Here is a 12,428-nt window from a genome sequence, read left to right as displayed (position 1 = left end):
AATCACTTGACCGGACAAATTCAGAATGACGGAAACCATTTTTATTCATCTTGTCAGCGATAGCGCCGCCAAGCTCTGGGGACTCAGCGGTCGGCAACGTTTACAACGCATGCTGACAGAAACCCAATCCACGTTTGAAATAATTGAAAACCTCTCAAACCTGCCTGCAGCGGCCCGTGTTTTACTGATACGCGCGGATTATCTGTATGACGGCAGAATACTAAAAGCCCTACTGCCTTTCGATCCATTCATGATGCTGGTTACGGATGACGACCAACCGGTTGCCATTCTCACCCCCGCGAGCGAAACAACTGTGATGCAGGCAGTATTGCAAGGGGAGGCACCCATCCCGGTCACACTGCTTCAAAAAAAACTGGCAGATATTCAAACTGGAATGCAGCAGAATCTGAAAAAGAAAGATTCTCCCTATATTTTACCGATAAGCGAAACCAATCGCACCGCGCTGGAGCAAGAGCTATTCGCGGCTTCGTATAAAGGTGTCACGGATCTGGTCACCAAGTGGGCATGGCCACTGCCAGCGTTCTGGGTGACTCATTTGTGCGTGCGCTTTGGTCTGAAACCCAATCATGTCACTTTACTGAGTTTGTTATTCGCGATGCTCGCCGGATGGGCGTTCTGGGAAGGCGAGTTTGGCTGGGGATTATTGCTGGGATGGTTGATGACCTTTCTGGATACAGTAGACGGCAAACTGGCGCGAGTCACACTGACTTCCAGCAAAATCGGCGACATCCTTGACCACGGGCTGGATATTGTTCACCCACCGCTATGGTATTGGGCCTGGGGACTGGGCGTCATGACCACAGTCACCCCATTGGCCGAACTGGAATGGCTTGTCGGACTGATGTTTCTTGGCTACATCGGCGGACGATTTTGTGAGGGCGCCTTTCAGCTCTGGCTGGCGCCGTTTGATCTGTTTATCTGGCGCAAAGTAGACTCGTTCAACCGCCTGATTACCGCCAGACGCAATCCCAACCTACTGCTGCTCACAGCGGGCTGGATGGCTGGTCGACCGGATATCGGACTGATACTGGTTGTGGCCTGGCACCTGGCATCCACGCTGATACTGACTATCAGACTGATGATGGCGTGGCGCGAACGTACTCAGGCTGGGAAGTTACACTCCTGGATGGAACCCATTGATCCCATCAGAAACCGTGATCAACTTGCTGTCCGGGTTTTTACCCGAGTGCCACTGGCGCATCGGTATGGCAAAACAGATACCGCCCGTTTTTAACGACAATCACGATGACAGACCGTCCTGTTACGCAAATATCGGAAGTAAGTGTTTCAAAAACACGTTTGCATTGGTATAATGCCGACCTTCGGGTCGTTAGCTCAGCTGGTAGAGCAGCGGACTTTTAATCCGTTGGTCGCGAGTTCGAATCTCGCACGGCCTACCAGATAAATCAAGGGGTTAGTTAAACACTAACTCCTTTTTTCTTTTTGAACGTGACAAAAACGTGACAAGTTAACCACGTTCCCCCCACGTCCGCCCTCGATTCTAGCCGCTGCAACCCTCAAATGCTCGGTTGCATACTTCGCATAGCGATCCACCATAATTCTAGATTTCCAGCCACCTAGATCCTTCAGCTCATCGCAGCTCGTGCCAGCCTGACGATGCCATGAAGCCCAAGTATGTCTAAGGTCATGAAACCGAAAATCACTTATTCCTGCTTTAGCCAATGCGGTATGCCATGCGCTGTTTGTGATTTCCCAACGAATCGGCGCACCAAAATAAGTAAAGCAAAACTGCGGATGCTTGCCGAGCTGTTCTTCAAGAACAATGACTGCATCGAAATTTAGCGGCACACCTCTCGGTGTTCCATTCTTGGTTTGGTTAAGCCAGGCTGTTCTACGTTCCAAATCAACCCGATTCCATTCCAACCCAGTGATTTCCCTGGCACGGCATCCAGTCGCGAGAGCAAAACGGATCAAAGCTGCCAAATGTGGAGGACTAACCGCTATTAATCGATCAGCCTCCTCTCTTGTCAGCCATCTATCACGCTCTGTTTCACCCGCTAAAAAGCGAATTTTTGGCATCGCATCTATCCACTGCCATTCATCACGTGCCATGCGTAACAAGCTACGAATTAGTGCCAGATAACGATTAACTGTAGCAGGTTTGTTCCCCTTTGCCAGTACACCCTGAATTACGGACCAAATCACATCACCAGTGATCTGGTCTACCCTGATAACGCCGCAACTGCGCGGCAATCAGTGCCAGATGCGTGGATTTACCGGCGCCTGTAGGTCCGAACATAAAGGTGTGACCTAAATCGCGCACATGCAAATTCAGCCGGAAAGGGGTAGCTCCTTGTGTGACACAGTGCATCAATGGCGGTGAATTGGGTGGATACATCGGACAGGGTGCGGATTCCTTACCGGTCCAGATGGTATTGACCGGCAACAAATCAGCCAGATTCATGGTGTTAATGAGGGGTCTGCGCACATTTTCAACACCGTGACCGGGCAGGCTTCCCAGATACGCATCCATGGTGTTAATCGTCTCAACCCGTGCGGCAAATCCCAAATGGTTGATTGCTTTTTCAACCTTTCGCCCGGCTTCTTCCAATGCTGCCCGATCTTCCATCATCAGCACGACTACGCTGGTATAGTAACCTTGACCTACAAAACCGCTATTGGTCTCAGCAATGGCTGACTGCGCATCTTCAGTCATATTCAGCGCGTCTTCATCAATGTTGCTGCTTTGCAGATTAAACACCTGGTCAAAGAATCCACGAATCTTTTGTTTCCAGCGTCTGCGGAATTTTTCCAGATGATTGACTGCTTCATGCGCATCCATAAAGATAAACCGCGATGACCAGCGGTACACGCCCGGCAATTCAGAGAGCAGGTTTAACATGCCGGGTGAGGATTCGAGCGGAAAACCCTCAACCGAGACCACCTGAACAAAATTGCGGCCAATCTTAGGCACGACCCCGCTCCACATTTCCTGACCACCCAGCAGCGTATCCAGATACATCGGATTGGCCGGTAACACCATCGGATGATCCACGCCGGTTACGCACAATTGCAGCCACTGCAAGAAATCGTCATGGGTGATGGTGGTATTGTCTTCATTCACCAGCTTGCGGCTTTTTAAGCGCGACAAATGAAATACGCTGGATAATCGGGATTCAAAGTTGGCACATTCGCGCTGGAAATATTCCAGCAGCCCTTGTGTTCTGGCTTTTTGGTCGGGTGCTTGGGCTTCATCGTCAAACATCAGTTCAACGAACTTGCGCTGCGCCAGCATCGGCGGCAAATACGTGAGTGATACGATAAAACAGCTCTCATACATTGTGCCGATACGCTCGAATAGATTGCGCCGCTCCATATCAATGGCAGCGGTAACGGGATCAGGATAATTGGAGTGCGCTTTGTCTGAATAGCCTTGTGCGGGCTTGCGGATGGCATCAACATGAATCATCCAACCATTACCCAAACGGGATAAAGCTTGGTTAATGCGGAATGACACGCGCTCACGCTCAATATCGGTACTGCTGGCGGTATCATCGCCACAAAATACCCAGGCAGCCATCAATGAACCGTTCTTGCCGACAATCACCCCATCTTCCACCACGGCTGCATAGACCAGCAGATCGGCAAAGCCCATTGCTTTGGATCGATGTTGATCCAGTCTTAATTCTTTACCTGCATCACGGATACGGATAAACAGTATCAAGAGCAGCACAGCTCCAGAGATTGCGATAAGAACGGTGATGGCGGCAATCATAGATGCTGTTTTTCCTGTGTGAGCGTATTGTCATAAAAAGGGGTGCTTCGCGCCGGATAGTATTTCTTGTATTGCATCTGGCGCAGATAAACATGACGTAGCTGCGGATCATTTTTAGCCATCAGTCGTAGTGCAAACAGTGCAAAAAACCACAGGGCTACCCCAAAGATCGTAGCCTTGACTTCCATCGCCACAAAAATGGAAGTCGCTGCAATCAGGATAGAAAACATAACCAGTTCCCGGTCACCACCCATAAACAGGTTAGGACGGTTACCCGATTGACGGATAGGTATGGTTCGAAGCGCCATGAGTTTGCCTCCTATTCCTGTGAATTTACGATTGATTCCTGGTCTTGGGGTATTTCACCCGGAATAACCGCACCCTGAAACAAATTGGTCATGATGTTGTTCGCACCGACGAGTAATGCCATAACCAACACGATAAAAATCAAGGTGCGGAAAAAGGCATTGAGTTCACCGCCAAAGATCAGAATGCCGCCTGCAACGACAATACCGACAATGGATAGGGTAAAAGCAACCGGACCGGTGACGGAGTTTCTGAGATTAACCAGCCAGGTTTCATAGGGAAGCGCACCACCCGCGCCTACAGCGGCTTGTGCGTTATCGGTCGAAAACAAAAGCGCACACAAAAAAACGATTGAGAAGAAACAAAAGAATGGAGAGATATCCTTGATATGAATCAGTTTCATAGACTGGCTCCTATGGATGATTTACAACTTTTTGATTTGGTAACTTCCTCTTTTAAAACCTTGTACTTCGATAATCTGCTGGATTTTCCTGCCGTGAGGTGTGCGCGTGATATGCACGACCATATCAACCGCCTCCGCGATTAATGGCATGATTTCTTTAGGGAACCTCTGAAAAACAAACATTCTGAACGGCAGTCACTCAAAAACTGACCACTACTTCAAATAGTGACGCTGATTTTTATGAAAACAGCCGTTCCTCTCTGGAAACAAGCTCATTTACTGGCTTGTTTTCAAATTTCAGACGCAACAAGACATCGACGTTCATAAGCATCACCACGGATGACGTTGGCAATGGCTGTCAGGAAGGTCAAACGGGCCGCATTTTTGGCCAGGCCGCGATAGCGATTTTTAGCATACCCAAAGCGGATTTTGATATCCCGAAACACGTGTTCGACTTTGGCGCGGCGTTTCGCCAGCTCACGGGCGGCACCGCGCAGTAGTTGAGCCGCCCCGGAATCGTCTTTCGTGAGCCTGGCCAGTTTGCCCGGACGCATCGCGATCACGCAGGCTGGAGGGCTTTCCGCCGGCATCTCCGGGCGTTTATCCAGCCCCTGATATCCGGCATCGCCATGAACAAACTGTTCCTCGCCATGCAGCAGGGCGGCGGCTTCGGCAACGTCGCTGACATGCCCCGAGGTTACTTTGAGCGTATGCACCAACCCGGTTTCATGATCGACGCCGATATGAAACTTGCTGCCGAAAAACCATTGATTGCCCTTTTTGCTGGAATGCATTTCTGGATCACGCGACCGGCTCTTATTTTTGGTTGAAGTCGGCGCGGCAATCAGGCTGGCATCGACGATGGTGCCGGCTTTCAAGAACAACCCACGCTCACCCAGCGTTTGGTTGATGACCTGGAAGATCTGATCCATTAACCCGTGTTTTTCCAGTAAATGCCGAAATTGCAAAATGGTGCTTTCATCCGGCACGGCTTCCAGACGAATGCCGCAAAAACGGCGCAGTGATTCAATCTCATACAGCGCATCTTCCATGCCCGGATCGGAATAGTTGTAGATAATTTGCGCAACATGCGCGCGCAGCATCAATTCCAAGGCAAATGGTTTGCGGCCACGCCCATTGCCTGGCGCATAGTGTGGTTCAATAACATCAATCATAGCCTGCCAAGGCAATAACCCGTCAAGTTGATCGAGAAACTTCTCGCGGCGCGTGACTTTGCCCTTATTGGCGTATTCGGCATCAGCAAAACTCATCTGTTGGTAAGGTTTCATGAATAGCTTCTCGAAAAAGTTTGATGCAGAATTATATTGCTTGCGGGGAATTAATCAGAGGTTCCTAAAACCATCACTGTTACCGACCAGCAGGACAAGTGGATTAAAGCTCAGATTGAGGGTGGCGACTTCACCAATGACAGTGAATATATCCGAGATCTGATTAGGCGTGATCAAGCTCGCAATTCTGAAATCGATACCATTCGTAGCGAGCTAATCAAAGGCGAACAGAGTGGTGAACCACAGCCATTTGACGGCGTTTTGTTTAAAGAAGGAATGACCGCCAAACATGTCAAAGTCAGCTGAATATCGGTTAACACCGGAAGCTGCTCGCGATATGGAAAACATTTGGCTTTACACACTCAAAGAGTGGGGTTTGGAACAGGCCAATCGTTACACAGACGAATTGACAGAAGCGTTTGGTCAATTGGCGGAGAATCCGGAAATGGCAACACCCTGCGATCGTATCCGTAAAGGGTATCGCCGTAGTCAAGTTGGGCGACACGCTATATATTTCCGGCAAACAAATTACGGAATTGTGGTAGTTCGTGTACTGCATGATCGAATGTTATCTACGCTGCATTTGTAGAGTTACAATTATTAATAATAAAACGTGACAAAAATGACGATTGTCGGCGAGTGTTGACGAGCACTTGCGAGTGTAAAATTAATAAAAACAGTTAGTTAAAACACCTTTTAATCCGTTGGTCGCGAGTTCGAATCTCGCACGGCCTACCAGATAGAAAAAGGAGTCGGTTAACCACCTACTCCTTTTTTCTTTTTGAACGTGACAAGTTAACCATGCCCCCACGTCCGCCCTCGATTCTAGCCGCTGCAACCCTCAAATGCTCGGTTGCATACTTGGCATAGCGATCCACCATAATCCTGGATTTCCAGCCAATATATGATTTCAGATAAAGATCGATGGCATTTGTTATAGGGTTGTTAAATTCAGATCCAGGTTTAGCTTAAGTTAGCAATATTATGTTCTAAAAATAAACTAGGTTTTCTGTCTTTTCATGGATGCAAGAACATGCTATTTTACTGCAATAGTATGATCTTTTCACATGCCTTTGGAGGATAAAATGGGAACAACCCGTAAAACCATCACTGTTACCGATCAGCAAGATAAGTGGATTAAGGCTCAGATTGAGGGCGGTGACTTCACCAATGACAGTGAATATATCCGAGATCTGATTAGGCGTGATCAAGCTCGCAATTCTGAAATCGATACTATTCGCGGCGAGTTAATCAAAGGCGAACAAAGTGGTGAACCACAGCCATTTGACGGCGATTTGTTTAAAGAAGGAATGACCGCAAAACATGTCAAAGTCAGCTGAGTATCGGTTAACACCGGAAGCTGCACGCGATATGGAAACCATTTGGCTTTACACACTCAAAGAGTGGGGATTGGAACAGGCCAATCGTTACACAGATGAATTGACAGAAGCGTTTGGTCAGCTGACGGAGAATCCGAAAATAGCAACACCCTGCGATCGTATCCGTAAAGGGTATCGCCGGAGTCAAGTTGGGCGACACGCTATATATTTCCGGCAAACAAATTACGGAATTGTGGTAGTACGTGTACTGCATGATCGAATGTTATCTACGCTGCATTTGTAGAGTTACAGTTATTAATAATAAAGCGTGAAAAAAATGACGATTATCGGCGAGTGCTGACAAGCACTGACAAGTTTAATATTAATAAAAACATCTAGTTAAAGTATATTTTAATCCGTTGGTCGCGAGTTAGAATCTCGCACGGCCTACCAGATAGAACAAGGAGTCGGTTAACCACCTACTCCTTTTTTCTTTTTAAGAAGATAAAAACACAACAAGTAAGCAATATCCCACCGAAACAACATCCCACCACATCAACCCGCTGCACAAACCAATAGACTCCATTTTTGGCAATACACATCTGGTGTTGCAGAGCCCCCCCTAAAAATTCAGCGTATTAAGCAAGACGAGGCACGAACAAAAAATATTGACGCCGCATAGGATTGATAGACAAGGAAATATGGATTCTAGAAATACGCTGGAATCACGGGTTAACAAGCGCGTGGTAATATTCACCAGGTAAAATTCAGCCCAAACCACCAGGAGTAAAACAATGCCGTATGTCAATATTCGTCTGGCAGGCTCGCTCAGCCAGGAACAGAAACGCCAGATTGCCAAAGAATTCACCGACACACTCGAACGTGTCGCGCACAAACCCAAATCTTATACCTACATTACTTTCGACGAATTGCCTCACGAAAATTGGGCCGTTGGCGGAGAGCTGCTGAGCAGCAACAAATAATGCGGTAAGATGGTTCTGGCGGAAGACCCGTTCGACGGGAAAGCATTTGCACTGAAACTGCCAGCTCAGCCTGGCGTGTATCGCATGCTCAACGCCGCGCAGAAAGTTATTTATGTCGGCAAGGCAATCAATTTACGCAAGCGCGTTGTGTCCTACTTTCGCCAGTCTGGCAGTCTGTCTCCCCGCATTCAATTAATGGTGTCACAAGTAGCCGGGATCGAAACTACCGTCACCCGTTCCGAGGCAGAAGCGCTGATTCTGGAAAACAACCTGATCAAAAGCCTGGCGCCCCGTTACAACATCCTGTTTCGTGACGATAAGTCTTATCCTTACCTGAAGCTCACCCGGCATGATTATCCTCGGCTGGTCTATTATCGGGGCGCGCTGGATAACGAAAATCAGTATTTTGGCCCATTCCCCAATGCGGGCGTAGTCAAATCCAGCATTCAACTGCTGCAAAAAGTGTTTCGCCTGCGCACTTGCCAGAATTCGGTATTCAATCATCGCACTCGCCCCTGTCTGCTCTATCAGATCAAACGTTGCAGCGGGCCCTGCGTCGGGCTGGTGACAGAAGAGGACTATCGTGAAGATGTGCGCAACGCAACCCTGTTCCTGCAAGGCAAGCAGCAAGAGGTACTGAAAGTGATCGAAGCAAAAATGCTGACCGCCGCAGATGAGCTCAATTTCGAGCAGGCTGCACTATTCCGCGACCAGATGCAGTCACTACGCAAAATCCAGGAAAAGCAGTTTGTCGATAGCGGCAGGCTGCTGGATGCCGATGTAATCGCTTGCGTAGCCGGAGAAGACGGCAGCGTCGCCGTCAATCTGGTGATGATCCGTGGTGGTCGGCATCTCGGTGACAAAACCTTTTTTCCGCAAAATGCGCAGGAATACGACCTCAATGCGATATTAGAAACTTTTGTAGCCCAGCATTACCTGCAACGCAGCACACCACCCCTGATCATTTTAGGCGAAAAAATCAATGTGACATTATTGCAGGATTTACTGTCCGAGCAGGCCGGGCACAAGATCACGCTGACAACCCATCCTATCGCCGACCGGCGCAAATGGCTGGATATGGCCGCACAAAATGCGCAATTGGCGTTGCAGCAGCGAATCAACCAGCAAGCCGGTCAGGAAAATCGCCTGCAGGCACTGCAAACAGCACTCGATCTGCCGGGCCTCAAACGTATCGAATGTTTCGATATCAGCCACACCATGGGAGAAGCCACCATGGCATCTTGCGTAGTGTATGACGACATGGCGGAGCGGCATAACGAATACCGCCGTTACAACATTACCGGCAACCAGCCCGGAGACGATTACGCCGCGATGCGCGATGTCTTGCAACGACGTTATGCCCGAATTGCTGCCGGAGAAGGAAAACTGCCTGATCTGATTCTGATCGATGGCGGCAAAGGGCAAGTCAACATCGCTTACGAAGTCATGCTGGAGCTGGGGCTGGGCGATATTCCGCTGCTGGGTGTGGCCAAGGGTGAAGCACGCAAACCCGGACTGGAGCAACTCGTTTATCCACTGCAAACGCCTACCGTGCGCCTGCCGAGCGATCATCCCGGTCTGCACCTGATCCAGCAGATCCGCGATGAAGCCCACCGCTTTGCCATTCAGGGACATCGCGCCAAACGCGCCAAAGCTCGCAACGTTTCCGATCTGGAACAGATCACCGGCATCGGCGCAAAACGCCGCCAAAGCCTGCTGACCCGCTTTGGCGGATTAAAAGGGGTAAAAAATGCCAGTATAGATGAGCTGCAACAAACTGAAGGTATCAGCCGCGCACTGGCAGAAAAGATTTATCGAGAAATACGCTGACGATTCAACAAATTGAGACAAACCGCATGCCCCGGATATAATGAAACAACGGCAACTCAATGACCCAACCGGGCACAGGCCACTTCATCAAGGCAAATATTTGATTGCCGCCACAATCAGACCACTAACCGTCAATGTCGTCGCAAACGACCACACCATAAAATGGTCAATGCGGGCAGTCAACAGTTCAAAGCGTTTATCTATCGTCTCGAAACGTTTGTCTATCGTTTCGAAGCGCTTGTCCATCATTTCGAAGCGTTTGTCTATCATTTCGAAGCGCTCGTCTATCACTTCAAAACGCTTATCCATACTGATCTGCATCATTTCGAAACGCTTATCCATGCTGATCTGCATCATTTCGAAACGCTTATCCATGCTGATCTGTAACGCCTCAAAGCGACGGTCGATCGTCTCAAAACGACGGTCGATCGCCTCAAAGCGGCTATCGATTATCTCAAAGCGGTGATCGATCTCCTCAAAACGCTTATCCATCCGCCTGAATCCTTCCAGCAGCAACTCACGCTGGTGTCTCAGCTCCTCTTCCACGCGAACAATCCGCTCCCGCAGCTCCAGCTCATAACGAACGTTGTTATGGCTAAACTCCGGCTGTGCACGCAGAGTTTCTGCGATCAGATTCTGGATCATGTCCTGTATCTGCGCAATATCTTCCTGTGCCAGTGCCATCGCTATTTTCTCAGTGTATTATCCACACACCAAATATACCACGATCCATCACGACATGACTTATCTCCAGGAGAGCAGGTGATCGCCCTACGCAGGTTGATAAATTTCGGATAACAAAAAACTGCCCCCAGCTGCTGGTGTTGGGGTTCGCAAGCTCACCCTGTCTCGCGTCAATTATCTTGGCCGCTTTGACGATAATTATGATGGCCGGTTGAGTTTATTAGCTACTTCATGATTTTTTCTGGTTTTTCCTCCCATAACTTTCACTGTCGATTTCGATGATAGTTTCCCATTACCCTGGAATGTCTGGCTATTATTATCCGCCTCGCTCTCCTTGATCCATCGCCCAAGCATGTTAGCCCTGATTTCCAGACTCCTGGCAGCTTCTGCTATCGTAAATCTCTGATCCATCTGAACGTCCCCCGGCTGACAGGGGAAAACTGCTTGAACTGTGAAAACCGGCTCTTTCCGGTATATGGTAAAACTGCCGGTTCTAGATTTTTCTGTTTCATGCAACCTCCGAATTAGCAACCAACTAATCTGGAGCACTCAAAACACCACCACACGCCAATATATAAGCCCTGAACGGGCATCAATAAAAGTATTGACTAAACATATTGGTAAACCCTCACCGGAAGATCATATACCCACCCCTAGCAGTATCCAGATAATCCGCCCAGTCCTGCATCATCTTCGCACGTGGTTCCAAATGCAGCGCATGGTTATATGCCGCGCTTACGGCGTTCCTTGGGCTATGCGCCAGTTGTAATTCAATATGATCATGGTTGTATCCGCGTTCATGAAGGATGGTCGAAGCCATATCACGGAACCCGTGCCCTGTCATGCGCGAGTGATAGCCCATGCGATACAGGGCGTAAAGAATAGTATTATTGCTCATAAGCTTCCCGTCACGGCGTTCACTGGGAAACAACAAGGCATCATCCACCCTCAGCGATTTAATGTCTTCTATGGCCTCTATGGCCTGCGTGGACAACGGCACAATGTGTTGTGTCTTCATTCTCATGCGGCTTGCGGGTATGCGCCACTGTTTCAAGTCAAGGTTGAATTCCTCCCACCGTGCGCCAATCAGCTCGCTGGTTCTTACGAATGTTAACGCCATTAACTTCAACGCCAGTCTAGTCAATAGCTGTCCGTCGTATGCGTCAATCTTTTGGAGTAATTCAGGAAGGTCTTTTTCATCAAGCCGTGCGTGGTTCTTCTTTTTGGTGGGCTTTAGTGCGTCCTCCGGTTTAATATCTGCCGCCGGGTTGCGTTCTGCCAATCCATTCACTATGGCGTAGCGGAATACCTGCCCGCAAGTGGTTAATGCGCGTTTGGCGATATCCACCGCGCCGCGTGTCTCAATCTTCTTGACCGCAGATAGCAGGGTATGGATAGATATTTCATTGACTGGCTCGCGACCAAGGGCAGGGAAGATGTCCGCTTCCAATCGCCGTATTGTGTAGTTTGCGTGTCGTTCGGTCTTGTTGTGCTTCCAGTGATTCCACCAAAGACGGGCAACTGTTTCAAAGCTGTTCCCTGCCGCTATTGCCGCAATTTGCTTTTGTTCCTGGCGATGCCTTGAGGGATCAATACCCTGCTTGAGTAAATCGCTGGCAGTTACCCGCAGATCCCGTGCTTTTTTGAGGGTAACCCCCGGATACACGCCAAGAGAGATAGACTTTTCCTTACCGTTGAACCGGTAACGATACCGCCACCATTTGGAGCTGTTTGGCTGAACCAGTAATAGAAGCCCGCCACCATCGGATAACTTGTAGGCTTTCTCTTTGGGCTTTGCTGCCTTGATTGTTGTATCTGTGAGCTTCATATGAGGGCAAGTTTTCAGAGGTACTTGAA

13 protein-coding genes, 1 tRNA gene and 2 pseudogenes are annotated in these 12,428 nt (G+C 49.0%); 8 read left to right on the top strand and 8 right to left on the bottom strand.

Annotated elements, in window-relative coordinates; genetic code table 11:
* Window positions 1-25 precede the first annotated feature (25 nt).
* Window positions 26-1,255, top strand: coding sequence for a CDP-alcohol phosphatidyltransferase family protein (locus IPG31_12450; protein ID MBK6619119.1), 1,230 nt, complete (start codon window positions 26-28; stop codon window positions 1,253-1,255).
* 90 nt (window positions 1,256-1,345) lie between these two features.
* Window positions 1,346-1,421, top strand: a tRNA-Lys gene (locus tag IPG31_12445).
* A gap of 25 nt (window positions 1,422-1,446) precedes the next feature.
* Here IPG31_12445 and IPG31_12440 read toward each other — a convergent pair.
* From IPG31_12440 to IPG31_12420, 5 genes and pseudogenes are all read right to left on the bottom strand, one after another.
* Window positions 1,447-2,235: a site-specific integrase gene (locus tag IPG31_12440; protein ID MBK6619118.1), complete on the bottom strand. Its 789-nt coding sequence runs from the start codon at window positions 2,233-2,235 to the stop codon at window positions 1,447-1,449.
* Window positions 2,213-3,757: pseudogene (locus IPG31_12435) on the bottom strand (conjugal transfer protein TrbE). Before IPG31_12435 ends, IPG31_12440 begins: the two are co-directional and overlap by 23 nt.
* The gene (locus IPG31_12430; GenBank protein MBK6619117.1) at window positions 3,754-4,065 is read right to left on the bottom strand and encodes a VirB3 family type IV secretion system protein; all 312 of its coding nucleotides are present in this window, start codon (window positions 4,063-4,065) and stop codon (window positions 3,754-3,756) included. The pseudogene IPG31_12435 and the gene IPG31_12430 overlap by 4 nt, the downstream one beginning before the upstream one ends.
* An 11-nt stretch (window positions 4,066-4,076) precedes the next feature.
* Window positions 4,077-4,466, bottom strand: a complete 390-nt coding sequence (locus tag IPG31_12425; protein MBK6619116.1) for a TrbC/VirB2 family protein — start codon at window positions 4,464-4,466, stop codon at window positions 4,077-4,079.
* Window positions 4,467-4,756: 290 nt separating this feature from the next.
* A complete protein-coding gene (locus IPG31_12420; GenBank protein MBK6619115.1) occupies window positions 4,757-5,737 on the bottom strand; it encodes an IS5 family transposase in 981 nt (326 codons plus the stop codon).
* 90 nt (window positions 5,738-5,827) lie between these two features.
* Here IPG31_12420 and IPG31_12415 point away from each other — a divergent pair, with 90 nt between their 5' ends.
* The 6 genes from IPG31_12415 (at window position 5,828) to uvrC (ending at window position 9,887) form a co-directional block, all read left to right on the top strand.
* Window positions 5,828-6,061, top strand: a complete 234-nt coding sequence (locus IPG31_12415; GenBank protein MBK6619114.1) for a type II toxin-antitoxin system ParD family antitoxin — start codon at window positions 5,828-5,830, stop codon at window positions 6,059-6,061.
* A complete protein-coding gene (locus IPG31_12410) occupies window positions 6,045-6,344 on the top strand; it encodes a type II toxin-antitoxin system RelE/ParE family toxin (protein MBK6619113.1) in 300 nt (99 codons plus the stop codon). Before IPG31_12415 ends, IPG31_12410 begins: the two co-directional genes overlap by 17 nt.
* A 496-nt stretch (window positions 6,345-6,840) precedes the next feature.
* Window positions 6,841-7,095: a type II toxin-antitoxin system ParD family antitoxin gene (locus IPG31_12405; protein ID MBK6619112.1), complete on the top strand. Its 255-nt coding sequence runs from the start codon at window positions 6,841-6,843 to the stop codon at window positions 7,093-7,095.
* Window positions 7,079-7,378, top strand: coding sequence for a type II toxin-antitoxin system RelE/ParE family toxin (locus IPG31_12400; protein MBK6619111.1), 300 nt, complete (start codon window positions 7,079-7,081; stop codon window positions 7,376-7,378). The genes IPG31_12405 and IPG31_12400 overlap by 17 nt, the downstream gene beginning before the upstream one ends.
* Window positions 7,379-7,868: 490 nt before the next feature.
* Complete coding sequence (locus IPG31_12395; protein ID MBK6619110.1) at window positions 7,869-8,057, top strand: 4-oxalocrotonate tautomerase family protein; 189 nt, start codon at window positions 7,869-7,871, stop codon at window positions 8,055-8,057.
* A 15-nt stretch (window positions 8,058-8,072) separates the two neighbouring features.
* The gene (gene uvrC, locus IPG31_12390) at window positions 8,073-9,887 is read left to right on the top strand and encodes an excinuclease ABC subunit UvrC (GenBank protein MBK6619109.1); all 1,815 of its coding nucleotides are present in this window, start codon (window positions 8,073-8,075) and stop codon (window positions 9,885-9,887) included.
* Window positions 9,888-9,974: 87 nt separating this feature from the next.
* Here the strand turns inward: uvrC and IPG31_12385 are convergent, their stop codons facing one another.
* The 3 genes and pseudogenes from IPG31_12385 to IPG31_12375 all read right to left on the bottom strand — a co-directional run bounded on the left by IPG31_12385 (window position 9,975) and on the right by IPG31_12375 (window position 12,399).
* Complete coding sequence (locus IPG31_12385; protein ID MBK6619108.1) at window positions 9,975-10,571, bottom strand: hypothetical protein; 597 nt, start codon at window positions 10,569-10,571, stop codon at window positions 9,975-9,977.
* 282 nt (window positions 10,572-10,853) lie between these two features.
* Window positions 10,854-10,982: pseudogene (locus tag IPG31_12380) on the bottom strand (IS3 family transposase).
* Between the two features lie 217 nt (window positions 10,983-11,199).
* Window positions 11,200-12,399, bottom strand: coding sequence for a tyrosine-type recombinase/integrase (locus IPG31_12375; GenBank protein MBK6619107.1), 1,200 nt, complete (start codon window positions 12,397-12,399; stop codon window positions 11,200-11,202).
* Window positions 12,400-12,428: the final 29 nt, after the last annotated feature.

It is taken from the genome of Nitrosomonas sp., from assembly GCA_016703745.1.
Taxonomy (GTDB): domain Bacteria; phylum Pseudomonadota; class Gammaproteobacteria; order Burkholderiales; family Nitrosomonadaceae; genus Nitrosomonas.
This window is presented reverse-complemented; position numbering and strand designations above follow the sequence as displayed.